Consider the following 24,611-nt stretch of genomic DNA (forward strand, 5'->3'; position numbering starts at 1 on the left):
CACCAATCACACCGGTGGATCCAGGTCAGATTCCCTCAAGGGGTCCCTCACAGACCGCCCACCGCGCTTCCGCCCGCCTGACCGGCAGCCAGCCCGGCCTTCCCGACCCGGGCGGACGCACTCCCCACGCACGAGCAGGGCCGCCTTAAGTCCCTGGCATGGAATCAGATTCCGTCAGGAGGCCCTCACGTGCTTCGGCGGGTGCGGAGAGCCACCCGGCCCGGCCGGTACTGCGCATCGCGGTAACGCCGCCGCATGCCACAGCTGTTGAGAAGACCCGAATGTGGCATTGGGTGCGTCGCACGCACCCAATGCCACATTGGTTGCGTTCCGGCGGCCGGGCTCGTTCGCGAAGGGCGCCCCTCGTGGCCTGCGCCCAGCGATGAAGGCAGATCTGCCGGAACCAGAGTCAATGCCAGGAAGTTGCTGTGCCGATTCCGCCCGCTGACTGTCCACACGAGACGCCAGCGGCACCGAAATGCCCGATTGATCGCCATCTGGCTGGTATTCGAGGTGCGTGAGGGGGCCCCTGAGGGAATCAGATTTCCTCAGGGCCCCCTCACGAACGTTCGCCGGGGCGCAGCTCACTCGCGGAACAAAGCGACCTTCAGCGCACCGCTGTCCTGCGGATGCGCGAAGACGTCATACGCCTCGTCCATCTCCTGCAACCCGAACCGGTGCGTGACCATCCGGCTGACGTCGAGGTGTCCGGCGGCGAGCATCCGCAGCAGCATCGGCGTGCTGGAGGTGTCGACCAAGCCGGTGGTGATGGTGACGTTGCGGATCCAGAGCCGTTCGAGGTGCAGCGTGGCCGGTTTGCCGTGCACGCCGATGTTCGCGACCCGGCCGCCGGGGCGGACGAGCTCGGCGCACAGTTCGAACGTCTCCGGGACGCCGACGGCTTCGAGGGCCACGTCCGCACCGAGCCCGCCGCCTGCTTCGCGTACCGCGGCCTCCGCTTCCGAGGGCTGGACCGTCACGTCGGCACCAGCCGCTTTGGCCGCCGCGAGCCGGGCGGGTTCCTTGTCGATCACGATGACCGACGACGGGCTGTAGAGCCGGGCCCCGGTGATCGCAGCGAGGCCGATCGGGCCCGCTCCGACGATCGCCACGACGTCGCCGGGGCGGACCTGTCCATTGAGGACTCCTACCTCGTAGGAGGTGGGGAGGATGTCGGCCAGCAACAAGGCCGCTTCGTCGCTCACCGACGGCGGCAGCAGGTAGACGGAGGTGTCGGCGAACGGGACCCGGGCGAATTCCGCCTGTACGCCGTCGACGAGGTGGCCGAGGATCCAGCCGCCTCCGCCGAGGCACTGGCCGTAGCTGCCGCGGCGGCAGTATTCGCAGCGGCAGCAGGCGCTGATGCAGCACACGAGCACGCGGTCGCCCGGCTTGACCGAGGCGACCGCGTCGCCGGTGCGCACGACGGTGCCGACCGCTTCGTGGCCGAGGATCCGGCCGCGTTCGACCTCGGGGACGTCGCCTTTCAGGATGTGCAGGTCGGTGCCGCAGACGGTGACGGCGTCGATCCGGACGATCGCGTCGGTCGGCGCGAGGATTTCCGGGTCCGGGCGGTCGGTCCAGGACCGGCGACCGGGGCCGTCGTACACGAGTGCCTTCACAGTTCCTCCTTCACAGGACTGCGGGCGTCCGCCGGCACGGCGGACGCCCGTGGACGGTTCAGCGCAGCCAGGTCCGGTCGCCGACGAAGGCGGCCCAGCGGCGGCCGATTCCCCACGTGTCGCCGGCGCAGGCGGCGGCGAGCGCCATCAGGACGAGCGCGTAGACGAGGTGGTAGTCGAGGAACGGGTTGGCCGAATGCGTGGCCGCTCCCGCGCCGGTGCTGCGGGCGGGCGGCCATTCCGCGGCCCACATAAGCAGCATCAGCAGGGTCCCGGAGACCGCGGCGATCCGCAGTCCGGCCCCGGCGGCCAGCGCCAGCCCGATGCCGAGCAGGCTCAGCATGAACAGCCAGTCGGCCCACCACGTTCCGGCCCACGCGTGGAACATCGACGCGAACGGGCCGACGTCGACCTTGCTCAGGAAGCCGTTGGTGGGCGAGCCGCCGTGGATCCAGGCTCCGGCGGCGGGCGTGGAGTAGCCCAGGCCGAGCAGTTTGTCGGCGAAGGGCCACAGGAACAGGAATCCGGCGGCGATCCGCAGGACCGCGAGCGACCGGGCCCCGTAGCTCGCCCAGGGCGGCTGCGCGACCGTCTCGTTGCGACCGGCCGGAGTCCGGCTCGCCGGGGGTGTGCTGTGCTGGGATTTGACGGACATGGGGACCTCCATTCGTCTCTGGCCCGAGTCTGATCCGCCGGGCCAATGCGGCTCTGGAGCCGAAAGTCCTCGTCGGACAGGCCGTTGGGCGCGGACCGCCGAGGAGGGGCCGAAGGTCCACGCACGAGGGGACCGACGCCGCTGCCGCCCGGTGCCGTCCGCGCCTACCGTCCGGAGGGAAAACCCGGCTGGACAAGGAAAGGCGGAACCGATGACCGAACCCGCACTCGTCGCCGCAGTCGACGGCTCGCTGGCTTCCCTGCACGCGGTCGGGTGGGCGGCGCGTGCCGCGGCGGGACGCGGGGTTCCGCTGCGCCTCGTGCACGTCCTCGACGAGCTGGCTCTCGACTTCCCCCGTCCATTGCCGACAGTGGAGAACTTCGGCAAGGTGCTCACCGCGCGCGGGCACCGGATCCTGCGCACCGCCCGCGACGCCGCCCAGGAAGCGGTTCCCGGACTGACTCCGGATCTGGTGCTGCTGCGCGGAATCGTCGGGAAGTGCCTCGCCGCGCAGTCCCACGGGGCGGTGCTGCTGGTGCTCGGGACCCCCGGACTGCGTCCGCTGGTCCGGATCCTGCTCGGCTCGGTGTCGATCTCTCTCGCCGCGCACGCGGACTGCCCGGTGGCGCTCGTTCGGCCGCACGCGGGCGACGAAGAGCCGCCGGCGACCGGACCGGTCGTCGTGGGAGTCGACGGTTCGCCGTCGAGCGAACTGGCGCTGGGGACGGCGTTCGAGGAAGCCGCGTGGCGGAACGCTCCGCTGACCGCGGTGCACTGCTGGGACGACCGGCTGCTGTCGGCGATCTTCCGGGAGAACCGCTGGAACGCCGACAGCGGGATCGAGCAGGAGGCGCACGTGGTGCTCGCCGAGCGGGTCGCCGGGTGGGCGGAGAAATATCCCGGTGTCGATGTGCGGCAGCTGGTGGTGCGCGGCCGTCCTGCCGAGCAGTTGCTGGACCTGGCGGACCGGGCGCAGCTGCTCGTCGTGGGCAGCCGCGGGCGCGGCGGGTTCGGCGGACTGCTGCTCGGGTCCACAAGCCAGGCGGTGATGTCCTACGCGCTGTGCCCGGTCATCGTCGCCGGTTCCGGCGAGGAACCGCCCGGCCCCAGCGGAAATACGCCAGCGGACCCGCGAAGTTGACCGCGATCGCGACCGCCCAGGCGGATTTCGGGCCGTTGACCCGGTCCTCGGGCCGTTTCGCGAGATCCCACCAGGCGGCCGCGGCCAGCAGCACTTGCACCGCGGCGGCGGCCAGGACCGTGCGCCGCTGCGCGGGGGAGAGATCGGAAAACTTCCGGTGTGCTCGCATGGGCTCCTCCTCCTGGTCGGGCTCCCAGGCAACACCCCCGCGAGACCGGCGGGGAAGGGGAGAACGGCCCGGCTCCCGGGGACCGCGGACTCCGGCCGCCCGGCGAGGGAAAGCATACGGTGCAACGAAAACTCGGAGGTGCTGTGATGACCGGACTGCTGGTCTCGGAGGTGATGAACTGGCCGGTGGTGACTGCCGCGCCGGACACGCCGTTCAAGGAACTGGTCGATCTTCTCGCCGCCAACCGCATTTCGGCGGTGCCGGTGACCGACGGGCCGGGGCGGCCGGTCGGGGTGGTTTCGGAGCAGGAACTGCTCGCCCGGTACGACAGCCGGGCCGAAGGACCCCCGCCCGGCTTTTTCGCCTCTCCTCGCCGCCGTCGCCGCTGGGCGCGAGCGCGGGGCCGGCGGGCCCTCGATGTGATGCGCACCCCGGTGCGCGTCGTCCGGCAGGACGAACCGCTGGCCGACGCGGCACGGTGGATGGTCGAGGCGAACCTGCGCCGGTTGTTCGTCGTCGACGGTTCCGGATCGCTCACCGGAGTGCTCGCCCGCCGGGACGTGCTCGCGGTGTTTCTCCGGCCGGACGCGGAAATCAAGGAGGCGGTCGAACGCCGGGTGCTGCGCGAGGCGCTGTGGGCGGACCCCGCGACGACGTCGGTGCGAGTCGACGACGGCGTGGTCACCTTGACCGGGACCGTCGACAGCCCCGGCGAGGTGCAGCGTGCCGAGCTGCTGACCGAGGTGCTGCCCGGAGTGGTGGGCGTGCGCAACCGGCTGCAGTACGCGGGGGGCCGGCACGAGGCCGCCGCCCGGCGGTGAGACGGCGATGCCAGCGCGGGGGCGTTGCGTGGTGCGCCCGCCACCTGACTGCTCCTTGAGGTACGTGAGGGGAACCCTGAGGAAATCTGATTCCCTCAGGGTTCCCCTCACGTACCTCTGACCCCACCTCAAACCGCGCCCATGCCGCCGCCGGTTTCAGCCTCAGCTGAGGGCTCGCCCGATGGTTTCGGCGAGTTCGACGGTTCGGGCCGCGTAGCCCCATTCGTTGTCGTACCAGCCGAAGACCTTGACCAGATGGCCCTCGGCCTTGGTCAGGCCGGCGTCGAAGATGCACGACGCGGGGTCGCCGATGATGTCGCGCGACACCAGAGGTGCTTCGGAGTAGCGGAGGATTCCCTTGAGCGGCCCGTCGGCGGCCTGGGCGAACGCGCGGTTGAGCTCGTCCGCGGTGACGTCCCGCTCGAGTTCCACGGTCAGGTCGGTGAGCGAACCGTCCTCGACCGGGACCCGGATCGCGACCCCGTCGAGCTTGCCCGCCAGCGCCGGGAGGACCTCGCCGATCGCCCGTGCGGCTCCGGTGCTCGTCGGGATCAGGTTCACCGCGGCCGACCGGGCCCGCCGCGGGTCCCGGTGCGGGCGGTCGAGCAGGGCCTGGTCCCCGGTGTAGCTGTGGATCGTGGTGAGCAGCCCGCGCCGGATGCCGAACGCTTCGTGCAGCACCTTGACCATCGGCGCGGCGCAGTTCGTGGTGCACGAGGCGTTGGAGACCACGTCGTGGCGGGCCGGGTCGTAGTCGCCGTCGTTGACGCCGAGCACCAGCGTCGCGTCGAGTCCCTTGCCCGGCGCGGAAACGATCACCTTCCGCGCGCCCGCCGCGAGGTGCCCGGCGGCCGCCTCGCGGGTGCGGAAGCGGCCGGTCGATTCGATCACGACCGACACGCCGAACTCGTGCCACGGCAGCTTCGCCGGTTCGGTCTCGGACGTCACCTGCACGGTCCGGTCGCCGACCTCGATCGCGTCGCCGATCACCCGCACCGGCAGCCGCAGCGGACCGTAGGTGGAGTCGTGCGCGAGCAGGTGGGCGAGAGCGTCCGGGGTGGTGACGTCGTTGACCGCGACCACTTCGACCGGGCTGTCCGGCCGTTCCAGGACACGGCGCAGGAAATCGCGGCCGATACGGCCGAATCCGTTGATGCCGACTCGAACGGTCATGGTTTCTCCATCAGGGTGTCGGTGTTCCGGTGAGTGATTTCGGGACCGTGGCGGAAAGCGGCTCGTCCGGCGTGGAGGGGAAGGCCGAGCCGGAACCGGGCGGAAAGCGCGGTCTCGGCGAGCCGTGCGCCGGCGCGCCAGAGGACGCTGGTGCTGGCCCAGTACCGGGCCGACGCCTCGTCGACGTGCGCGGGATCGCCGCCGGGGGAGAGCGGAATCTGGGCGAAGGCGGCGTCGTCGAGCATGTCCAGCACGTGCCGCACGACCGGGACGCGCCGGGCGGACAGCTGCGCCCCGGTCCGATGGGCGATAATCGCCGCGGCGACCGCGTCGGCCTGCAGCAGGGCGAGATGTCCCAGCTTCAGCGGAAAGTCCCCAGCGTCGCCGGGCGCGTAGACCTCCGGGCGCCCAGTCACCGCGCGAGTGTCCGGGTCGCACCTCAGGAACCCTCGGTCGTCGGCAGGCAGTCCGGCGTAGCCGACGGAAGCAACCTGCGGAGGGAACGCGACGAGCACGTCGAATTCCCGGACGGAGCCGTCGGCGAACACGGCGCTGCGCTCGGCCGCCTCGGCGAGCGTCGACGCGGTGCGGCTGTCGATGCCGCGCGCTTCGAACTGCCGGGACACAAGTGCGTGCAGCTTGGGGCCGAAGGCCTGGACGTAGGTCTCTTCGCAGGTGTCGAAGGCGATCTCCACGTTGTCGCGGATTTGCTTGCGGCGCAGCCAGGTGTCGAGCATCAGCGCGAGCTCGTACAGCGGTGCCGCGCAGTGATTGCCCGGCGGCAGCGCGAAAAGCACTCGCTGTGCTCGGCCGTGCCGGGCGTTCTGGGCCATCCAGCGCAGATCCTCGCCGAGCCGGTGCAGCGCGCCCGGAGTCGCGATCGAGTGCGCGTGTTCGGCGACCCCGGGGATCTCCTCCGGCCTGCTCGCCGCTCCGGTGGCGACGACGAGCCGGTCGTAGGCCATCGGCCCGCGGGAGGTGTGCACCTGCCCGCGGTCGAGGTCGATCCCTTCGGCGGTCGCGATCACCGTGGCGATGCCGCGCCGCCGGAACGCGCGGTGCAGCGGAACGTGCAGCGGTTCTTCGGCGGCTCCGAACGGCAGCCGGACCGTTCCGGGGCGGAACAGGAAATCGTCGCGTTCGGACACCACGGTGACGCCCACGTCGTCCTCGCTCGCCCGGGCGCGGAGCCGGAACGCTGTTTCCAGCCCGGCGAAACCGCTGCCCAGAACGACGACCTCGGTGCGTGCCATGCTGTCTCCTCCCTTGCGTTCCCGCCCACCGTGCCCGCGCTCGCCGGAGGTGCGGCAGGGACGTTGGCGGGCAGGGCGGGGGACGTTCGTCATCCGGTCACGAGCACTGCGCGAGATGTGCGAGGGCGGTTTCCACCGTGTCGGCCGGTGTTCTGGTCGTGTCGAGCGGGAACGCCGAGGGCCACGGCGCGGCGTCTTCCGCCATTTCGCGGGAGACGGCGGGCCCGGCGTCGGACAGCGATCCGGTCCGGGTCGTCAACCTGCGCTCGCGCAGGGCATCCGGCGCGGTGCAGCGCAGCGCGCACAGTCTGCTGCCGGACTGTCCCGCGACGGCGGCGATGGCTTCTCTTTCGTGCGCGGAGGTCCATGACGCGTCGAGAACGACGCTCTCGCCGAGCCCGAGCAACGCGGCTGTGCGCCGGGCGAGTTCGGAGTAGGTCAGCGCGGTCCACTGAGGCGTGTAAATCCCGTGCCGGTAGTCCGCCGGCGCGTGGCGTTCCGGGTCGATTCCGGCGATTTCCTTGCGGATCCGGTCGCTCTGCAGCAGGGTCGCGCCGAGCGCGTCGGCGATGCGGGCGGCCACAGTGGACTTTCCCGAACCGGGCAGACCGCCGACCAGCACCGTTCTGACCTCGCCCGCGCGGAGATGGCGAAGCGTCGTTTCCGCGTACGCGCGAGCGAGCTCCGCGGCCGCCGGATCCCCTTGCGAGTGCCGGAGACAGGCGACCTTCACCCGCACGAACGCGCGGTAGGCGAGATAGTGGTGCCGCAGTGCCGGCGGAGCGTTGTCCCCGGAGAATTCGGCGTACGCGGCGAGCAGTTCGGCAGCGAGTGCGGGAGCGCCGAGCCGTTCGAGGTCCATCGCGAGGAACGCGACGTCGTCCAGTCCGTCGACGTACCGGAGATGGTCGTCGAATTCCAGGCAGTCGAGCACACGCGGGCCGTCTTCGAGGCAGAAGATGTCGTCGGCGATCAGGTCGCCGTGGCCGTCGACGACCCGGCGCTCGGCGATGCGGCGGGCGAAGAGCGGAGCGCGCCCGGCGAGGAACACGTCGGTGCGGCTCTCGATTTCCTTGGCGGTCGCCGCGTCGAGCACGACCCCGTGGAACGGCCGCACCTGGTCGAAGCTCGCGTGCCAGCGGAGGCGCACCGCGTCGCGCGTGCCGTCGGCGTCGATCTCGAGGCCGCGGTGCGCGCCCGCGTGGAAGGCCGCGAGCAGCCGGGCGAGCGAGCGGATGACCGGTCTGAGCGGTTCGCCGCGCCGCACCAGCTCGGAGAGCCTCCGGTCGTCCGGCATCCGGCGCATCGCCACGAGATGGTCGCAGACCGCGCCGTCCGGGCCGGTCACGGCGGCGACCCCGAGGTAGACGTCGGGCGCGAGCCTGCGGTTGAGCTCGACCTCGCGGCGGCACACCCGCTCGCGCACCCCCGGATCGGTGAAATCGAGGAAGCCGAGGTCGACGGGTTTCTTGAGTTTCCACGCCCGGTCTCCGGCGAAGAACACCGCGCCGCTGTGCGTCTCCCGCGCTCCGGCCCACGGTTGGGTTTCGGTCATGCCGCCCACCCTCGTGGCCGCGCGGGCGGGCCGGAAAGGGTGCTTGGTCCTCCCGGAGGTGCCGTTGGGCCCGGGCAGCCCAGCCGGGGACCTTGGTCCCTTGACCCGATGGCTTGCGGCCGGAGCGCGGAGCGGGCCGGACGGGGTTGGCTCAGGTGGTCCGCTACGACAGGAGTGACCGCCATGGAGAAGACAGCCGCCGCGACCGGCTGCCGGTCCGGCGAGTGGACGCTCGCCGAAGCGGAGGTGCTGGGCCGCTCGGTGCTGCGCGCCCCCTCGGTGCACAACACGCAGCCCTGGCGGGTCGAACTCGTCGACGGCGCGGTTCTGCTGCGGGAGCGCACCGACGTCGCACTCCCGCAGCACGATCCCCTCCGCCGCGACCTGGCGATGTCCTGCGGGACCGCGCTGGCGAACCTCGAGCTGGCCGTGCGGGTGCTCGGCAGGCGGGCGGAAGTCGCCGTGCTGCCGGACCCGGAGCAGCCCGACCTCGTCGCGCGGGTCGAGTCGGCGGAGCCGTTGCCGCCGACGGATCAGGAACTGCAGCGGTACGGGGCGATCATGGTGCGGCGCAGCCACCGCGGGGCGTTCACCGGACTGCCGGTCAGCGCGCAGCAGACCGCGCGGGTCGCCGCGGCCGCCGTGACGACCGGGGTAACGGCGACGCGACTGGGCGCGATGGAGCGGCTGGCGAAGCTCTTCGAACATGCGGCGCATGCGCTTCAGCACGACGGCGCCTACCAACGCGAACTCGCGCTCTGGACGATCCGGGACGAGACCGCGCACCGGCACGGGGCGGGAATCCGGTTCTCCGCGCTGCCGCCCGGCGAACTCCCGTGGGCCGGGCTGGTGCGGCGGGCGACGGTCGTGCCGGACCCGGTCGTGCTGCGGGAACGGCTCGAGGCCGAGACTCTGCTGCTGTTCACGACCGCCGACGACGCGCGCATCGACCACATCCGCGCCGGGTACGCGCTGGAGCGCTGCTGGCTCGAAGGGGTGACCCTCGGTCTCGCCGGCGCGGTGCTGACCCAGCCGTTGCGTGTGCCGGAAGTGCGTTCGGCGCTGTGCGAGGACTACCAGCTCGCGGGTTTCCCGCAGGCGCTGCTGCGGCTGGGACGCACGACCCGGGTAGCGCCGTCGAGCCTGCGCCGCGGCGTGGCTGAAGTCCTCGGACCGAAGTGGCGGGAGCGGTGATGAACACCGACCCGGTTCTGGTCGGCGTCGACGGGAGCGAGTCCGCCGCGGCGGCTGTCCGGTGGGCGGCGCGCGAGGCGGTCTTGCGGCACGTTTCGCTGACCGTGCTCACGGCTTTCGGGTTCGCGGACGGCAGCTTCGCCGGCGGCCGGTATCCGCCGGTGGACTGGCTGGAGGCGAAGGAAGCCGTCGCGGAGGATCTGCTGCGCACCGTCCGGGAGGACCTCGCGGCGGTTGAACCGGGGGTCCGGATCGCGTTCGAGACGAGCCCGGCGGGGCCTGAGGCGGCGCTGCGGGAAGCCTCGGAGAAGGCGCAGCTGCTGGTGCTCGGCGCACCGACCGGAACCCTGTCCGGGCTTCTCGCGGGCTCGCCGGACATCGACCTTGCCGCGCACGCGCACTGTCCGGTCGTGGTGGTTCGCGGCTCGGTCCGCCCGGACGGCCCGGTCGTCGTCGGAGTCGACGGCAGCCCGCTCAGCGACGCGGCGGTTGCCTGTGCTTTCGAGGAGGCCGCGGTGCACGGCGTGCCGCTGGTCGCGGTGCACGCCTGGCTCGACGCCGACCGCACCCGGCTGTTCGGCGACCGTGCTTTCCCGTTCGAGGCACGGGAAGCCGAGCATCGCCTGCTGGCGCAACGACTGGCCGGCTACGGCTCGCTCTACCCGGACGTGCGCGTCGAGCAGATCGTCGAGCAGGACCGCCCGCGCGACCGGTTGCTCGAATGGAGCGCCCGGGCCTCGCTCGTGGTGCTGGGCAGCCGCGGCCGGGGCGGGTTCACGGGCATGGTGCTCGGCTCGACGAGCCACGCGCTGCTGCACCACGCCGGATGCCCGGTGCTGGTTGTCCGGTCCTCGGCGGCGCGACGCGGGCGTTGAGATCCCTCGCCGAGAAGGCGCCGCCCTGCTCCCGGCTGAGGCGCGCGTGATCGCCTCACGTATCTGAGTCCTGAGAAGCTCGCCCGGACCTGACGCACGGTGCCGAGAGGACATTGGTCCTTCCCGCCGGTGACCCCGGACCGGCGTGCCGAGGCGGCCTCGATGCCTATTTTCGAGGCAGCACAAGACAAGGACGGGCCGGAAGAACGGCGGAGGAGCGATGAAGACGATCACGACACCGGTTTCCGAGGTGATGACGGCCCGCCCGGTCTGCGCGCGGGCCGAGACGCCGGTGAAAGAAATCGCCGCGATGCTGGCTCGGGAGGGGATCAGCGCGGTCGCGGTGGTCGACCACGCCGGGACGCTCGTCGGCGTGGTGTCCGAAAAGGACTTGCTGCCGATGGTGCGGGGCGGCCGGTTCCGGTGGTGGCGCCGGAGGGACGCGCGGAAAGCCGGGGCGCGGAGCGCGCGCGAGGTGATGACGAGTCCGGTCGTCACGGTCGCCGCGGACGAGACCGTGTCCGAAGCGGCGGCCAAATTGGACAAGACCGGGCTGCGCCGGTTGTTCGTCGTCGAGGACGGCCGTCCGGCGGGGGTCGTCGCCCGGCGCGACGTGCTGCGCGCGCTGACTCGCCCGGACCCGGAGATCGAGCGCGACGTGGTGACCGGCGTCCTGTACGAGACGCTGCACCTCGGCCCGGACCGGGCGCGCGCCATGGTGCGCGCCGGAGTGGTGACCGTCGCCGGCCGGGTGGAGCGGCGCAGCGAGATCGCTCCGGTCACCCGGCTGATCGAAGCCGTCCCCGGCGTGGTCGCGGTCTGCAATGGCCTCGACTACGTCTGGGACGACGTCGCCTGACGCGAGTGGCCGCGAAACGCGGGACGGCGCGGCTGCCCCGGGCGGTCTACGAGGCGGAGCTGGCGCGCCTGCAGATCGAACTGGTGAAACTGCAGGAATGGGTGCGCCACGAAGGAGCCCGCCTCGTCGTGGTGTTCGAGGGGCGCGACGCGGCGGGCAAGGGCAGCACGATCAAACGGTTCACCGAGCACCTGAACCCGCGCGTGGTGCGGATCGCCGCGCTGCCCCGGCCCACTGACCGGGAGTCCACCCAGTGGTACTTCCAGCGGTACGTCGCGCAGCTGCCCGCGGCCGGGGAAATCGTGCTGTTCGACCGAAGCTGGTACAACCGCGCGGGCGTCGAGCGCGTGCTCGGGTTCTGCACTCCTGAGCAGTACCAGCGATTCTTGCGGCAGTGCCCGATCCTCGAACGCCTGCTGGTCGAGGACGGGCTGCTGCTGCGCAAGTACTGGTTCTCGGTGAGCCGGGACGAACAGGAACGCCGCTTCCGAGCGCGGATCGAGGATCCGCTCCGCCGGTGGAAACTGTCCACAGTGGACCTCGAATCGGTGTCGAGGTGGGACGACTACTCGCGCGCCAAGGACGACATGTTCGTGCACACCGACACCCCCGACTGTCCGTGGTACGTCGTGGACGGCGACGAGAAACGGCGCGGCAGGCTCAACATGATCGCCCACCTCCTGGCCAGCGTGCCGTACCGGGAAATCCCGCCTCCGCCGGCGAAACTGCCGCCCCGTCCGCACGATTCCGGCTACGCCCGGACCGACCGGCGCTTGCTGCACGAGGTGCCGGACCACGCGGCGGACCTCGGGTGACGACATTCCGCTTTCGTCCCCGTGGGAAGGGACTTCGGGCTCTGACCCGCCCCGGCGCCCCCGCGTGACAGTGGAAGGGGCCGCCGGGACCGGCGGCGGAACGGGAGGCAAGCGGTGACCGCGAACAAGCCCGGCGGCGTAGTGCTCGCCGGGATCGACGAATCGGAGTCGGCCCTGGCCCCGGTCCGCTGGGCGGCCGCGGAAGCGAGGCGGCGGGATTGCCAGTTGGAGCTGTTCCACGCCGGGATCGGCGACACCGTCGACGTTTCCGGGAAGGTCGCGGAGCAGAAGGCGGACGAGCTGTTCGGCCGCGCGCACCGCTGGCTGACCTGGGCCGCGGAGGCGGCCGAGAACGCGGCGCCGGGAGTGCGGACCCAGGTGGTCGCCCGCGTCGGGTTCGCGGCCGACCTGCTGATCGAACGCTCCCGGTCGGTGTCGCTGGTCGTGCTCGGTTCGCACGGGCTCGGCGGGCTGCGCGGCGCGGCGATCGGCTCGGTCGCCTTGCGCGTCGCGGCGAGCGCGTCCTGTCCGGTGGTGGTCGTGCGCGGGCGAGCGGTTCCCGACGGCGCGGTCGTGGTCGGCGTGGACGGGGACGAGCGCGTTCTCGAATTCGCCTTCGACGCGGCAGCGAGCAGGAAGGCGGAGCTGGTCGCGGTGCGCGCTTGGCACGGGACGCCGTTCGACGAGCCCGGGCGCCCCGCGACGGAGGAACGCGCGCTGCGCGAGCACCTCGCCGCCTGGGCGGAGAAATACCCGTCGGTCGAGGTCCGCACGCTGGCGGTGCGGGAGCGTTCGGCCGCGCGGGCGCTGATGGCCGTCGAGCCCGCGCAGCTGGTCGTGATCGGCAGCCGCGGCCGCGGCCCGGTCGCGGGCGGGCTGCTCGGGTCGACCGGGAACCGGCTGCTGGCGCACTCGGCGTGCCCGGTCGCGGTGGTGCACTGAGCCGCCAGTCCCACGAGGAGCGAGGAGAAAGCCGTGCGAGCACGGGACATCATGACCCGGCCGGTGGTCCGGGTCGGACCGGGAACGCCGGTCCGCGAGGCGATCGCGCTGCTCACCGAGCATTGTGTCGCGGCGCTGCCAGTGGTCGACGAGGGCAACCGGGTCGTCGGCATCTTCACCGAGGCGGACGCGCTGGCCGGCGTGCTGACCGGCGAGCCGGTCGCCCCGGAGCTGCGAGTGGACGCCGTGATGACCAAATCGGTCGAGACCGTCGACCTCGATGCCGACGGGAGCGACATCGCCGCGCGGATGCTGCTCGACCGGTTGCGCAGTGTCCCGGTAGTCGACGACGACGGGCTGGTCGGGATCGTGAGCCGCCGCGACCTGCTGGCGTCGCTGGTCCGCCGCGACGACGCGATCGCGTCCCGGCTGCGCGCGCTGCTGAGCGACTACGCCGGGCACCGGGACCGGTGGGACGTGTCCGTCGCCGGCGGAGCGGTGACCGTCCGCGGCGAGTTCGCCGACGAAGCCGAGCGCCGCTTGGTAACGGCTCTCGCGCGGACCGTCGAAGGCGTGGTGGCAGCAGAGCTTCGCCCGCCGCGGAGAGCGTGAGACCGAGGAGGAGAAATGCACGCACAGCCCGGTGACTGGCTGGTGGTCAAAGGCGTCCGGCTCGATCTGCCGGAGCAGCGCGGCCGGATCGTCGCGACCGGAAAGCCGGACGGCAGCCCGCCGTTCACGGTGCGCTGGCTCGCCGACGACCGGGTCACGACGGTGTTCCCCGGCTCGGACGCGATCGTGCTCACCGAAACCGAGATAGCCGAACAGGACCGGAAGGAACGCAGCCGGTTCGAGCGGCTGCGCGCGCTGCGGCGGGCCAAGAGAGGAGCGCACGATGCGCGGACCTGACGAACGCGTGGTAGTGGCCGGGATCGACGGTTCCGAGTCGGCGCGCAACGCCGCCGTGTGGGCGGCCGGGGAAGCACACCACCGGGGCGCGCCGCTGCGGTTGGTGCAGGTCTACCTGATCCCGTCGCCGGGCATCACCGGTCCGTTCGTGGCCGGAGTGCGCACCGGGTTCCAGGGACAAGCGGAGACCTGGCTCGACGAGGCCGAAGCCGCGGTCCGGCGGCAGTGGCCCGCGGTGCGGGTCCAGCGAGTCGTCGCCGAGGGAAACCCGGTCGCAGTGCTGCTGCGGGAAAGCCGGGGCGCAGAGCTCGCGGTGCTGGGGTCGCGCGGGCTCGGCGGATTCACCGGCCTGCTGGTCGGATCGACGGCCGTGGCGCTGGCGGCGCACGCGCTGTGCCCGGTCGTGGTCGTGCGCGGGCGCATGCCGGACGATGTCCCGCCCGCGGCCGGACCGGTCGTGGTCGGACTGGACGGAGCGGCCGACAGCGACGACGCGCTCGGGTTCGCCTGTGCCGAAGCGGCCGCGCGGAAGACGCCGCTCACCGTTGTGCACACCTGGAACGAACTGACCCTGGGCGGGTCGCTGCGGGCCATGGAGATCGTGCCGGACGAGATCGAGGCGGGCGAACGCTGCCGGATCGAGGGCCAGCTGGCGCTGTGGCGGGAGAAGTTCCCGGACCTGCGGATCGACGTCGAGATCGTGCGCGGGCGGCCGGTGCGCACCCTGCTGGAGTACGGCGAAGACGCCCAGCTGGTCGTCGTCGGCAGCCGCGGCCGGGGCGGATTCACCGGGATGCTGCTCGGCTCCACCAGCCAGGCCCTGCTCGCCCACTCGACCTGCCCGGTGGCGGTCGTGCGGCCGAGGAGCCTGCCGTGAGCGCGTTGCGCGGCCGGGCCGCGCAACGGGTGCTCGCGACCTACGAGACGGTATTCGCGGCGAGTGCGCTGGTCGGCGGAATCTGCCTGATGGCAGGCGCCCCGGGATTCCGGCTGCCGCTGTCGGCCCTCGTGCCGCTCGGGCTGTCCAGCTGGGCGCTGCCCGGGCTGGCGCTCGTGATCGCGATCGGCGGCACGCTCGCCTGGGCCGCGTTCGCGGCGTGGCGCGGGGATCCGGGGGCGCATTGGTTCGGATACGCCGCGAGCGTCGTGCTCGTCGGCTGGCTGGCGATTCAGTTCGTCGTGCTGGGATTCCGCGAGCCGGTGCAGTGGGTGACGCTCTCCCTGGCCGTGGTGCTGGTCCTGCTGAGCAGGCTCGCGCAGCGGGCGGTGCGGTCGTGACCCGCGCGGCGCGGCCGGTGACGTACTACGACACGACCGGCCTGCGGTTGCGGCGGAACGGAATGGCGATCAGCCGCACGGGCAGCGCGTGGCAGCTCGATCTCGGCGACGGCCGGGGATGCCGGGTCGAGGCTCCCGGCGTGGACCAGGTGCCGCACGAGCTGTCGCGGCTGGTCCGCGCGTACAGCCGGGACCTGGAACTGGTCCCGGTGCCAAGGCAGGACGGCACCGGACAGGGCGCGGGCGAGGAGTCTGGCACGGCCCGGCAGGTGGTGCTCGCCTACCTGGAACGCGAGGTCGGAGCACTCGCGCGCGCCGACCTCGCGGTGCGGCTGGAAGAGCCCGAGGGCATGCATGACCTGCGAGTCGCGGCCCGGCGGATCCGGGCCACACTAAGGACTTTCGCGCCGGTGCTCGGCGGAAGGCTCGCCGGGAGGTTCGGGCCGGCGTTGCGCTGGCTCGGCGCGAGTGCAGGACCGGCCAGAGACGTCGAGGTGCAACGGGCCCGGTTCTTCGCCGCGTTGGACAAGCTGCCGTCCGATGCGGTCGAGGACGAGGTGCGCGTAGCCGCGGAGCAGGTTTTCACCGCGCAGGCGGAGGAAGCCGCCGCCGAGTGCGCGGTCGTCCTCGACTCGCCGCGGTACCTGCAACTGCTGAACGCACTGGACGTGTTCGTGGTCGTGCTGCGCGAGCAAAGCACTGGTGCGCAAGGGAAACGCGCGCGACGACCGGCAGAGAAGGTGCTTCCGGAACTGGTCTGGAAGGTGGTCGCGGAAACCGATGCGCGCGTCGGCACGGGAGACGTGCACGCAGTACGCAAGAGTGTGAAACGGCTCCGGTACGCCGTCGAGGCGGCGGGCGCGGTGCTGCCGGTCGAGCAGGCCCAGGTACTGAAGCGCCTGCGGGCGCTGCAGGAACTGCTCGGCGAGTACCAGGACGCAGTGGTCGCGCAGGACAGGCTGCGGCCGCTTGTCGAGGCAGGCGAGGGGACGCGGGCCCACGCCCTGGTGCTGGAAGCCGAGATCCGCTGCGCCCAGCAGTGCGCCGAGGCGCTTCCCGCGGCGTGGCGCGAGGCGTACCGGCAACTGGCGCCGCTGCGGCGCGGATGACGTTGGTCCTTCGCACCGGTGACTCCGGACCGGCGTGCCAGACCGGTTTCGTTGCCTATTTTCGAGGCAGCACAAGGAAAGGACGGACCTGATGCGCGCACGCGATCTGATGTCCGCACCGGTCGAGACGGTGCATCCGTGGACTCCCGCCAAGGAGGCGGCCGAAATCCTGTCCGAACACGGCTTCACCGCGCTGCCGGTGGTGGACGACGACGACCGGTTGACCGGCATCGTCACCGAGGCGGATCTGATCCGCGGCCGGATCCCGTCCGACGCGCGGTCGGAGCACCTGCACCCGTACCACCCGGGCGCGATCGACACGACGGTCGGCGCGGTAATGACGTGTCCGGCGACGGCGATGTCGTCCGGCACCGACGTCGCCGACCTGTGCCAGGCGCTGGTGGACGCGCGGATCCGGGCGATGCCGATCGTCGACGGCGGCAGGGTGATCGGCATCGTGACGCGCGGCGACGTCGTGCGCGTGCTCGCCCGGGAAGACCGCGCGATCGCCGCGGACGTGCGGCACCGGCTGGAGATTTACGGCGGCACGGGCCGCTGGGAGGTCGAGGTGCACGACGGGATCGTGCGGATCGCCGACCGCTACGACGACGAAACCGATCGCCACGTCGCGACGTTGCTGGCACTGGCGGTGCCCGGCGTGGTCGGAGCGGACATCGTGTCCGCGGAACAGGAAGTGGGACGATGACTGACCGGACTCGCACGGTGCTCGTAGGGATCGACGGCTCGGAGGGGGCGGCGGAAGCCGTCCGCTGGGCCGCTCGGCTCGCCTCGGGCCGCGATCTCGAACTGGAGCTGGTGCACTGCCTGCAGCTGGCGGGGCTCGTCTACGGCGGCGGTCTCGCCGGCAGCCAGGTGCTCTTCGAGGGCATCCAGCAGGACGGCGACCGCATCGCGGCCGAGGCGCGCGAGCTGGCACTGTCCGTGGACCCCTCGCTCGAGGTCCGCACCGAGGTGTTCACCGATTCCGCGCCGGCGCTGCTGATCGACCGCTCCAAGAAGGCCCGGATGCTCGTGCTCGGCCGCACCGGGACCGGCGGCTTCACCGGCATGCTCGTCGGAGCCACGACCTCGGCGGTGGCAGGCCACGCCGCCTGTCCGGTGGCGGTGATCCGCGGGCGCCACGGCGACGGCCCGGTGCCGCAGGACGGCCCGGTGGCGGTCGGCGTCGACGGCAGCCCGAACAGCGAGGCGGCGATCGCGGTCGCGTTCGAGGAGGCCAGTTTCCGGCAGGTCCCGCTGGTCGCGGTGCACGCCTGGGCCGACGTGGTCTACGACTCGACCGACAGCGCGGCGCGGCTCCTCCCGCAGTGGGAAACCTTGCAGCCCACTGAGGAACGACTGCTGGCGCAGCGGCTCGCGGGCTGGCAGGAGAAGTACCCGGACGTCGAGGTGCGGCGGAAGCTGGTGCGGGACCGGCCGCGGCACGTGCTGCTCGACGAATCCGACCGGGCGCAGCTGCTGGTCGTCGGCAGCCGCGGGCGCGGCGGGTTCGCCGGGATGCTGCTGGGCTCGACCAGCCAGGCGCTGGTGCACCACTCCTCGTGCCCGGTGCTCGTGGTGCGGCCGGAGCGGAACCGGTGACCGCGGTCGACGCTCCCGCGGCAACGCTCAGCAGACAGGAACTCGCGCAGGTCGACGCCCAGTGGCGCGCCGCGAACTACCTCGCCGCGGGGCAGATCTACCTGATGGGCAACCCGCTGCTGCGGGAACCGCTGGAGCCGGGGCAGGTCAAGCCCCGGCTCCTCGGGCACTGGGGCACCTCGCCCGGCCTGAACTTCGTCTACGCCCACCTCAACCGCGCGATCCTGGCCCACGACCTCGACGCGATGTTCGTGACCGGCCCGGGACACGGCGGCCCGGCGCTGCTGGCGAGCACCTGGCTGGAGGGCAGCTATTCGGAGCTGTGGCCGGAGGTCTCGCGCGACGCCGAGGGGATGGACCGGTTGTTCCGGCAGTTCTCGTTCCCCGGCGGGGTGCCGAGCCACGTGTCCCCGCACGTGCCGGGGTCGATCCACGAGGGCGGCGAACTGGGGTACTCGCTCGCGCACGCGTTCGGCGCCGCGTTCGACAGCCCGGGCCTGCTCGTCGCGTGCGTCGTCGGCGACGGAGAGGCGGAGACCGGACCGCTGGCGACCAGCTGGCAGGCGAGCCGGTTCCTCGACCCGCGCCGCGACGGCGCGGTGCTGCCGATCCTGCACCTGAACGGCTACAAGATCGCGAATCCGACGGTGCTGTCCCGGATCCCGCCGTCCGAATTGGACTCGCTGCTGCGCGGCGCGGGCTGGGCCCCGGTGTACGTCGAGGGCGACGAGCCGGTGGCGATGCACCAGGCGATGGCCGCCGCGCTCGATGCGGTGGTCGCCGATCTGGCCCTGCTCCGCCGCGGCGGCGCGGGACCGTGGCCGATGATCGTGCTCCGGTCGCCGAAAGGCTGGACCGGACCGGCCACAGTGGACGGTCAGCAGGTCGAAGGGACCTGGCGGGCGCACCAGGTGCCGCTGACCCAGGTCCGGGAGAATCCGGCGCACCTGCGGCAGCTGGAAAACTGGCTGCGGTCCTACCGGCCGGAAGAGCTGTTCGACACCGCCGGCCGCCCGACCGCCGCGGTCACTGCCCTCATTCCGGCCGGTGCGCGACGGATGGGCGCGAACCCGCACGCGAACGGCGGCGTGCTGCTGCGCCCGCTTTCGCTGCCGTCGGTCGCCGAACACGCCGTGCCGGTCTCGGCCGCGGGGGAGAGCACCTCGGAGCCGACCCGGGTGCTGGGCCGCTTCCTCCGGGAAGTGTTCCGCCGCAACGCCGAACGCGCGAACTTCCGGCTGTTCGGACCGGACGAAACCGCCTCGAACCGGCTCGACGCGGTGTACGACGTGACCGCGAAAACCTGGGAACTGCCGCCCGGCCCGCCGTCCGACCACCTCGCGCCGGACGGGCGCGTCATGGAGGTGCTCTCGGAACACCTCTGCCAGGGCTGGCTCGAGGGTTACCTGCTCAGCGGCAGGCACGGGCTGTTCTCCTGCTACGAGGCCTTCGCGCACATCGTGGACTCGATGGTGAACCAGCACATCAAATGGCTGCGCATGCACCGCGAAATCCGGTGGCGGCGGCCGGTGGCGTCGCTGAACTACCTGCTGACCTCGCACGTCTGGCGACAGGACCACAACGGTTTCTCCCACCAGGACCCCGGTTTCGTGGACCACGTGGCGAACAAGGCCCCGGAGGTTGTGCGGGTGTACTTCCCGCCGGACACCAACACGCTCCTGGAAGTGGCCGCGCACTGCCTGCGCAGCCGGGACTACGTGAACGTGGTGGTCGCGGGCAAGAACGAGACGCCCGACTGGCTCGACCCGGAGGAAGCCGCGCTGCATTGCGCACGGGGCCTCGGCATCTGGGAATGGGCCAGCACGCACGCGGACCGGGAACCGGACGTCGTCCTCGCGTGCGCGGGCGACGCCCCGACCCTGGAAATCCTCGCGGCGGCCGCGATCCTGCGCGAGGAACTGCCTTCGCTGGCGGTCCGCGTGGTGAACGTGGTGGACCTGATGCGGCTGCAACCGGAAGCCGAACACCCGCACGGCCTGAGCGACTGGGAGTTCGACGCGCTGTTCACCCCGGACCGCCCGGTGATCTTCGCCTACCACGGTTACCCGTGGCTGATCCACCGGCTGGCCTACCGCCGGACGAACCACGCCGGGCTCCACGTCCGCGGCTACACCGAACACGGCACCACGACGACGCCGTTCGACATGCTGGTGCGCAACCGGATGGACCGGTTCCAGCTCGTGATCGACGTCCTGGACCGCGTCCCGGGACTGCTCGCGACGACCGGCCCGCTGCGGCAGCGGATGACGCGCACGCAGGAACGGCACCGGCGGTGGATCGTCGAGCACGGGGAGGATCTGCCCGAGGTGCGGGAATGGCGGTGGCCTGGGCAGTAATCGTCCGGCTGAGCCGCTCGGCGGGTGTGCGGGAAATGCCGCGCACCCGCCGAGCGGTTTGAGGGGGCGCGGCTGCTGGAACCTCGGCGCCCGTTGCCGTCCAGAGCCGAGGCAGCCGATGCGGGGCGTGCTTGACGGTGTTTCCGCGAGGCGGGAAACTCCCTGTGGTGCAAGGGCGCGCACATCCGACCGGCAGGGAGCAGCGGTGAGCGAGCGGGACGCACCGGAGCGGGCCGGGCTGACCTTCCCCGACCAGCCGAGGATGGAGCTGGACCAGCTGCTGGCCCAGCTGGTCGAGCGAGCCCAGGAGGTCATGGGCGCCCAAGGCAGGCTCCGGGGCCTGCTGCGCGCGACACAGACCATCACGACCGGGCTCGCGCTGCCCTCGCTGCTGCGGCGCATCGTGGAGGCGGCCAGGGAACTCGTCGGGGCGCGGTACGCGGCGCTGGGCGTGATCGGCCCGGACGGACGGCTGACCGAGTTCGTGCACACCGGGATGGACCCGGACGCGGTCGAGCGGATCGGCGGGCTGCCCGAGGGCAAGGGCCTGCTCGGCGCGGTGATCGAGGACCCGCGGCCGATCCGGTTGACCCGGCTGCAGGACGATCCCCGCTCGTCCGGGTTCCCCGCGGGGCATCCGCCGATGACCAGCTTTCTGGGCGTGCCGATCCAGGCGCGGGGCGCGGTCTTCGGCAATTTGTATTTCGCCGACGGGGAACGCGGTCCGTTCAGCGCCGAGGACGAGCAGCTGGCTCTCGCGCTCGCCGCGGCGGCTGGCAGCGCGATCGAGAACGCGCGGCTGTACGAGACCGCGCGGAACCAGCAGGAATGGCTGCGCGCGTCCGCGGCCCTCACCAGGGAGCTGCTGGCGGCGGAGACAGCGGATCCGCTGGAGCGCGTGGTCGACTACCTGCGGGAACTCGCGTCCGCCGACCTCGTCGCCGTGTTCTGCCCGGCCGAAGAGGGAGGACACGCGCGGATCGGGTACGCGGCCGGTTCCGGCGCGGGCGAACTGGCCGGGCGGGAACTGACCGCGGAGTCCGCTGTGGTCGGTGCGGTGCTCGCGAGCGGCGAACCGAAGCTGGGCACGTGGCCGGACGAGGCAGCGCAGGGTCTGACGCCGTCCACAGCGGACCTGAACCTCGATGCGGTGCTGCTGGTCCCGTTCGCCGGTGGCGACCAGCCGCCCGCGGTGCTCGCTGCGGCACGGTTGACCAGCCGCGCGGCGTTCGGCGAGGACGAGCTGGAGATGGCGGCGTGGTTCGCCGACCAGGCGGCGGTGGCGGTCGAACTGGCGCAGGCCCGCGCCGAACGCGAGGCCGCCGCGCTGCACGACGAGCGCGACCGGATCGCGGCCGGGCTGCAGCGCGAAATCCTGCAGCGGCTGTACTCCACCGGATTGTCGTTGCAGACCACAGCCGGGCTCGCGCGGTCGCCGGTCGTGGCCACCCGGCTGCGAGAGACGGTCGCCGAGCTCGACGACATCATCGCGCAGGCGCACAGCACGGTCTTCCAGCCGGGCGACGGCCCGCCGCGCTCGCCGGAGCCGGTTCGCGACCAGGTCCTGCGGGTGCTGGCCGAAGCCGGGGAGGCGCTGGGGTTCCCGGTGTCCACGCAGCTGGCCGGGAAGCTCGACGAGGTCCGGTCCGACGCGGTCGTGCCGTTCCTCGACGAAGCGCTGCGGCTGGTCGCCCGGCACGCGTCGGCCCAGTCGGTGGAGGTCGGGATCCAGGCGGAACCGGCACGGACGACGGTGACCGTCCGGTACGAGGGCGGCGGCGATCTCGCCGGTCCGGCCGCGGCGGAGCTGGCCGCGCTCGCGGAGCAGGCGAACCGCCGGGGCGGGACGCTCACCGCGGCCGGCGGCTCCCGGCTCGTCTGGTCGGTTCCGAGACCGGGAGGATCTTCGGCCGGAGATTGAGGACTTTCGGCACCGCCGCTGAAGGACTCCCGGTCGTAGGCTCGTTTCCGGCCGCGCGGCACACCGCCGCGCCCGAGGCAGGAGAAGAACGGATGTTGCGGGTTTTCCTGGTGGACGATCACGAGGTGGTCCGGCGCGGGGTCGCCGACCTGCTGGACGAGGACGACAGGATCACTGTGGTCGGCCAGGCGGGCAACGTTTCGCAGGCTCTGGCCCGGATCCCGGCGCTGCGGCCGGAGGTCGCGGTGCTCGACGTGCGGCTGCCCGACGGCAACGGCATCGAACTGGCCCGCGAGCTGCGGTCCCGCCTGCCCGAGCTGAAATGCCTAATGCTCACGTCCTATACCGACGAACAGGCGATGCTGGACGCCGTCATGGCCGGCGCGAGCGGCTTCGTGATCAAGGACATCAAGGGCCTCGACCTCGTGTCGGCGGTGCTGGACGTCGGGGCGGGGAAGTCGTTGCTGGACGCGCACGCCGCGGCCGCGTTGATGGCGAAGCTGCGCGACAGCGCGGAGAAAAAGCGGGGCCCGCTGGCGCAGCTGTCCGAACAGGAGCGCACGCTGCTGGAGCTGATCGGCGAAGGCTTGACGAACCGCCAGATTTCCGAACGGATGTTCCTGGCCGAGAAGACGGTGAAGAACTATGTCTCGCGGCTGCTGACGAAGCTCGGCATGGAGCGGCGCACGCAGGCCGCGGTGCTGGCCACGGAGCTGCGGAGCGAGCGCAGGTGAACCGTGGCCCGGCGACGCGGGTCAGGCGCTGAGCGGGGGCGGGTCGAACAGGACGTCTTCCAGCGCCCGGCGCGGCGTCCAGGCGACTGGGGTGCCGTAGCCGAGGCGCAGGACGATCTGCGGCCAGAGCCCGCCGCCGAGCAGGTCGCGGAGGCGGGCGCGGATCGCGGGCACTTCGACCGGCTGGGAGATGAACGAGGCGTCGATCCCGTCGGCAGTGGCAGTCAGCAGCACCCGCTGCATGGCCTGTCCGGCACGGAGCCGGTCGATCGGCTCGTCGGCGAAGGTGCCGATCACGACGACGGTCGGCGTCGCCCCCGGAGCGCGGGTGCCGTCGCCGAAATCGCGCAAGACCCAGGCGTCGTCCGCGGCGGTTTCGCCGCCGGCGGCGAAGGGGACGCCGTCCCGGTTCTCCCGGCCGCGTCCGGTCCAGCGCTGCCATTCGGCGAGGAACGCCGGGTCGTTCAGCTGGATGCGGTGGCTTTCGCGGACCAATTCCTTGAGCCCGGCGAGCTGGCCGTCGTCGAGCTGCGGCATCCACGCGTGCTCGATCTCAGCCGCGTGCCGCAGGGCGCCCAGCGTCCCGCCCGGAACGGGTTTGGCGGTGAACGGAGTGCGGTTGGTGTGCCTGCGAGGGATGGCTTTGGCAAGAGCGGCCAGCCTCGGGTCGACGGTGGCGGCCGCACGCGGGCGCACGACGGCCAGCAGGTCGGGATCGCTGCGCCGGGGCAGCAGCGTCGTGGCCGGGTGGAAGCCGGCTGCGTGGATCGCGGTGCGCAGGTTGAACAGCGCGGCTCCGCAGGAGAGCAGCAGTTCCCGCCGGTCGGGGTCGGCGACGGGCAGGGTGCGGTCGGGGTCGGCGTGCATCTCGATGCCCGCCGGGCCGCTGCTGAACAGCCAGGGCTGGGTGTTGTGCGTGGACGGCGCCAAAGTCGCGGAACGCAGCACCGAGGTCACTTGATCGGCGCTGAGCTGGCCTGCGGGGGCCACATTGAGGGTCATCGTTCTCCCACACCGCGAAACGCGGCACACTGTGTCGTACCTGGTTGTTCCCCTCCAGCATGCGTTCGCTGGGCGGGGAGCGCACAGGGGAGAAAGTCATCTCTCTGAGGGCGCACCGAGCAGCGAAAGCGAGTCTGATGCCGGAAGCAGGAGAGGGCGGCCTGAGGCTGTCCCGAACCTTGTCGCAGCTGCGGCTGCGGGAGACGCTGCGCGATCTGCAGGAGCGGATCGAGCTGTTGATCGGCACCCGGGACAAAATGGACGGCTTGCTCGAGGCGGTGCTGGCGGTCGCGTCGGGACTGGAGCTGGACGCGACGCTGCGCCGGATCGTGCAGGCCGCGGTGGAGCTCGGCGAGGCTCGTTACGGTGCGTTGGGCGTGCTGGGCGAGGACGGTGCGCTGGCGGAGTTCGTGTATCAGGGGATCGATGCGGAGACGCGGGAGCGGATCGGGCATCTTCCGGAGGGGCACGGTCTGCTGGGGTTGGTGATCGATGACGCGAAGCCGTTGCGGCTGAGGGAGATTTCGGCGCATCCGGCGTCGGTGGGGTTCCCGGCGAATCATCCGCCGATGCATTCGTTCCTGGGGGTTCCGGTGCGGGTCCGCGAGGAAGTCTTCGGGAATCT

At 72.0% G+C, this 24,611-nt stretch carries 25 protein-coding genes; 18 read left to right on the top strand and 7 right to left on the bottom strand.

Annotation, left to right across the window (positions count from 1 at the left end):
* Positions 1-584 precede the first annotated feature (584 nt).
* A complete protein-coding gene (locus tag EIZ44_RS42160; RefSeq protein ID WP_134734377.1) occupies positions 585-1,622 on the bottom strand; it encodes an alcohol dehydrogenase catalytic domain-containing protein in 1,038 nt (345 codons plus the stop codon).
* 58 nt (positions 1,623-1,680) lie between these two features.
* Positions 1,681-2,277 (bottom strand): hypothetical protein, encoded by a 597-nt coding sequence (locus tag EIZ44_RS42165; RefSeq protein ID WP_134734378.1) that lies wholly within the window; start codon positions 2,275-2,277, stop codon positions 1,681-1,683.
* A 211-nt stretch (positions 2,278-2,488) separates the two neighbouring features.
* Here EIZ44_RS42165 and EIZ44_RS42170 point away from each other — a divergent pair, with 211 nt between their 5' ends.
* Positions 2,489-3,418: a universal stress protein gene (locus tag EIZ44_RS42170; RefSeq protein WP_134734379.1), complete on the top strand. Its 930-nt coding sequence runs from the start codon at positions 2,489-2,491 to the stop codon at positions 3,416-3,418.
* On the opposite strand, the gene EIZ44_RS42175 is transcribed toward EIZ44_RS42170, so the two are convergent.
* Entirely contained in the window at positions 3,348-3,587 is a 240-nt protein-coding gene (locus tag EIZ44_RS42175) for a PLDc N-terminal domain-containing protein (protein ID WP_134734380.1), read from the bottom strand. The two genes, EIZ44_RS42170 and EIZ44_RS42175, sit on opposite strands and share 71 nt — an antisense overlap.
* Before the next feature lie 146 nt (positions 3,588-3,733).
* Here EIZ44_RS42175 and EIZ44_RS42180 point away from each other — a divergent pair, with 146 nt between their 5' ends.
* Entirely contained in the window at positions 3,734-4,408 is a 675-nt protein-coding gene (locus tag EIZ44_RS42180; protein WP_134734381.1) for a CBS domain-containing protein, read from the top strand.
* Positions 4,409-4,570: 162 nt separating this feature from the next.
* On the opposite strand, the gene gap is transcribed toward EIZ44_RS42180, so the two are convergent.
* From gap to EIZ44_RS42195, 3 genes are all read right to left on the bottom strand, one after another.
* Positions 4,571-5,581 carry a type I glyceraldehyde-3-phosphate dehydrogenase gene (gene gap / locus EIZ44_RS42185; RefSeq protein WP_134734382.1) on the bottom strand — a complete coding sequence of 337 codons (1,011 nt, stop codon included), beginning with the start codon at positions 5,579-5,581 and terminating at the stop codon, positions 4,571-4,573.
* Positions 5,578-6,834, bottom strand: a complete 1,257-nt coding sequence (locus EIZ44_RS42190) for an NAD(P)/FAD-dependent oxidoreductase (RefSeq protein WP_134734383.1) — start codon at positions 6,832-6,834, stop codon at positions 5,578-5,580. The genes gap and EIZ44_RS42190 overlap by 4 nt, the downstream gene beginning before the upstream one ends.
* A 97-nt stretch (positions 6,835-6,931) precedes the next feature.
* Positions 6,932-8,389 (bottom strand): bifunctional aminoglycoside phosphotransferase/ATP-binding protein, encoded by a 1,458-nt coding sequence (locus EIZ44_RS42195; protein ID WP_134734384.1) that lies wholly within the window; start codon positions 8,387-8,389, stop codon positions 6,932-6,934.
* A 183-nt stretch (positions 8,390-8,572) separates the two neighbouring features.
* Here EIZ44_RS42195 and EIZ44_RS42200 point away from each other — a divergent pair, with 183 nt between their 5' ends.
* The 15 genes from EIZ44_RS42200 (at position 8,573) to EIZ44_RS42270 (ending at position 22,984) form a co-directional block, all read left to right on the top strand.
* On the top strand, positions 8,573-9,583 hold the full coding sequence (locus EIZ44_RS42200; protein ID WP_134734385.1) for an Acg family FMN-binding oxidoreductase: 1,011 nt from the start codon (positions 8,573-8,575) through the stop codon (positions 9,581-9,583).
* Positions 9,583-10,458, top strand: a complete 876-nt coding sequence (locus EIZ44_RS42205; RefSeq protein WP_134734386.1) for a universal stress protein — start codon at positions 9,583-9,585, stop codon at positions 10,456-10,458. The genes EIZ44_RS42200 and EIZ44_RS42205 overlap by 1 nt, the downstream gene beginning before the upstream one ends.
* A 220-nt stretch (positions 10,459-10,678) precedes the next feature.
* Positions 10,679-11,317: a CBS domain-containing protein gene (locus EIZ44_RS42210; RefSeq protein WP_134734387.1), complete on the top strand. Its 639-nt coding sequence runs from the start codon at positions 10,679-10,681 to the stop codon at positions 11,315-11,317.
* Positions 11,318-11,322: 5 nt separating this feature from the next.
* Positions 11,323-12,132: a polyphosphate kinase 2 gene (gene ppk2 / locus EIZ44_RS42215; RefSeq protein WP_134734388.1), complete on the top strand. Its 810-nt coding sequence runs from the start codon at positions 11,323-11,325 to the stop codon at positions 12,130-12,132.
* Positions 12,133-12,246: 114 nt separating this feature from the next.
* Positions 12,247-13,074 (top strand): universal stress protein, encoded by an 828-nt coding sequence (locus EIZ44_RS42220; protein WP_134734389.1) that lies wholly within the window; start codon positions 12,247-12,249, stop codon positions 13,072-13,074.
* Between the two features lie 33 nt (positions 13,075-13,107).
* Positions 13,108-13,686, top strand: a complete 579-nt coding sequence (locus EIZ44_RS42225; RefSeq protein ID WP_134734390.1) for a CBS domain-containing protein — start codon at positions 13,108-13,110, stop codon at positions 13,684-13,686.
* 15 nt (positions 13,687-13,701) lie between these two features.
* Entirely contained in the window at positions 13,702-13,983 is a 282-nt protein-coding gene (locus EIZ44_RS42230; protein ID WP_134734391.1) for a DUF1918 domain-containing protein, read from the top strand.
* Positions 13,970-14,860 carry a universal stress protein gene (locus EIZ44_RS42235; protein WP_134734392.1) on the top strand — a complete coding sequence of 297 codons (891 nt, stop codon included), beginning with the start codon at positions 13,970-13,972 and terminating at the stop codon, positions 14,858-14,860. Before EIZ44_RS42230 ends, EIZ44_RS42235 begins: the two co-directional genes overlap by 14 nt.
* Positions 14,857-15,261, top strand: coding sequence for a hypothetical protein (locus EIZ44_RS42240; RefSeq protein WP_134734393.1), 405 nt, complete (start codon positions 14,857-14,859; stop codon positions 15,259-15,261). The genes EIZ44_RS42235 and EIZ44_RS42240 overlap by 4 nt, the downstream gene beginning before the upstream one ends.
* Entirely contained in the window at positions 15,258-16,370 is a 1,113-nt protein-coding gene (locus EIZ44_RS42245; protein WP_134734394.1) for a CHAD domain-containing protein, read from the top strand. Before EIZ44_RS42240 ends, EIZ44_RS42245 begins: the two co-directional genes overlap by 4 nt.
* Positions 16,371-16,461: 91 nt before the next feature.
* Positions 16,462-17,076 (top strand): CBS domain-containing protein, encoded by a 615-nt coding sequence (locus tag EIZ44_RS42250; protein WP_134734395.1) that lies wholly within the window; start codon positions 16,462-16,464, stop codon positions 17,074-17,076.
* On the top strand, positions 17,073-17,972 hold the full coding sequence (locus tag EIZ44_RS42255; protein ID WP_134734396.1) for a universal stress protein: 900 nt from the start codon (positions 17,073-17,075) through the stop codon (positions 17,970-17,972). Before EIZ44_RS42250 ends, EIZ44_RS42255 begins: the two co-directional genes overlap by 4 nt.
* Positions 17,969-20,329, top strand: coding sequence for a phosphoketolase family protein (locus EIZ44_RS42260; RefSeq protein ID WP_134734397.1), 2,361 nt, complete (start codon positions 17,969-17,971; stop codon positions 20,327-20,329). Before EIZ44_RS42255 ends, EIZ44_RS42260 begins: the two co-directional genes overlap by 4 nt.
* A gap of 205 nt (positions 20,330-20,534) precedes the next feature.
* Positions 20,535-22,250 carry a GAF domain-containing protein gene (locus EIZ44_RS42265; RefSeq protein ID WP_167754453.1) on the top strand — a complete coding sequence of 572 codons (1,716 nt, stop codon included), beginning with the start codon at positions 20,535-20,537 and terminating at the stop codon, positions 22,248-22,250.
* A gap of 92 nt (positions 22,251-22,342) precedes the next feature.
* Entirely contained in the window at positions 22,343-22,984 is a 642-nt protein-coding gene (locus EIZ44_RS42270; protein WP_134734399.1) for a response regulator transcription factor, read from the top strand.
* A gap of 21 nt (positions 22,985-23,005) precedes the next feature.
* Here EIZ44_RS42270 and EIZ44_RS42275 read toward each other — a convergent pair whose 3' ends face one another.
* A complete protein-coding gene (locus EIZ44_RS42275) occupies positions 23,006-23,986 on the bottom strand; it encodes an Acg family FMN-binding oxidoreductase (RefSeq protein ID WP_134734400.1) in 981 nt (326 codons plus the stop codon).
* 137 nt (positions 23,987-24,123) lie between these two features.
* Here EIZ44_RS42275 and EIZ44_RS42280 point away from each other — a divergent pair.
* On the top strand, positions 24,124-24,611 hold a 488-nt coding region (locus tag EIZ44_RS42280), incomplete at its 3' end, for a GAF domain-containing protein (RefSeq protein ID WP_134734401.1).

The sequence above is a fragment of the Amycolatopsis nivea genome (assembly GCF_004522235.1).
Lineage (GTDB): Bacteria > Actinomycetota > Actinomycetes > Mycobacteriales > Pseudonocardiaceae > Amycolatopsis > Amycolatopsis nivea.

Excerpts from the sequence above, each read along its gene's own strand:
- EIZ44_RS42165 (WP_134734378.1), bottom strand. The coding sequence starts at position 2,277 with ATGTCCGTCAAATCCCAGCACAGCACACCCCCGGCGAGCCGGACTCCG.
- EIZ44_RS42170 (WP_134734379.1), top strand. The coding sequence starts at position 2,489 with ATGACCGAACCCGCACTCGTCGCCGCAGTCGACGGCTCGCTGGCTTCC.
- EIZ44_RS42175 (WP_134734380.1), bottom strand. The coding sequence starts at position 3,587 with ATGCGAGCACACCGGAAGTTTTCCGATCTCTCCCCCGCGCAGCGGCGC.
- EIZ44_RS42180 (WP_134734381.1), top strand. The coding sequence starts at position 3,734 with ATGACCGGACTGCTGGTCTCGGAGGTGATGAACTGGCCGGTGGTGACT.
- gap (WP_134734382.1), bottom strand. The coding sequence starts at position 5,581 with ATGACCGTTCGAGTCGGCATCAACGGATTCGGCCGTATCGGCCGCGAT.
- EIZ44_RS42190 (WP_134734383.1), bottom strand. The coding sequence starts at position 6,834 with ATGGCACGCACCGAGGTCGTCGTTCTGGGCAGCGGTTTCGCCGGGCTG.
- EIZ44_RS42195 (WP_134734384.1), bottom strand. The coding sequence starts at position 8,389 with ATGACCGAAACCCAACCGTGGGCCGGAGCGCGGGAGACGCACAGCGGC.
- EIZ44_RS42200 (WP_134734385.1), top strand. The coding sequence starts at position 8,573 with ATGGAGAAGACAGCCGCCGCGACCGGCTGCCGGTCCGGCGAGTGGACG.
- EIZ44_RS42205 (WP_134734386.1), top strand. The coding sequence starts at position 9,583 with ATGAACACCGACCCGGTTCTGGTCGGCGTCGACGGGAGCGAGTCCGCC.
- EIZ44_RS42210 (WP_134734387.1), top strand. The coding sequence starts at position 10,679 with ATGAAGACGATCACGACACCGGTTTCCGAGGTGATGACGGCCCGCCCG.
- EIZ44_RS42230 (WP_134734391.1), top strand. The coding sequence starts at position 13,702 with ATGCACGCACAGCCCGGTGACTGGCTGGTGGTCAAAGGCGTCCGGCTC.
- EIZ44_RS42235 (WP_134734392.1), top strand. The coding sequence starts at position 13,970 with ATGCGCGGACCTGACGAACGCGTGGTAGTGGCCGGGATCGACGGTTCC.
- EIZ44_RS42250 (WP_134734395.1), top strand. The coding sequence starts at position 16,462 with ATGCGCGCACGCGATCTGATGTCCGCACCGGTCGAGACGGTGCATCCG.
- EIZ44_RS42255 (WP_134734396.1), top strand. The coding sequence starts at position 17,073 with ATGACTGACCGGACTCGCACGGTGCTCGTAGGGATCGACGGCTCGGAG.
- EIZ44_RS42270 (WP_134734399.1), top strand. The coding sequence starts at position 22,343 with ATGTTGCGGGTTTTCCTGGTGGACGATCACGAGGTGGTCCGGCGCGGG.
- EIZ44_RS42275 (WP_134734400.1), bottom strand. The coding sequence starts at position 23,986 with ATGACCCTCAATGTGGCCCCCGCAGGCCAGCTCAGCGCCGATCAAGTG.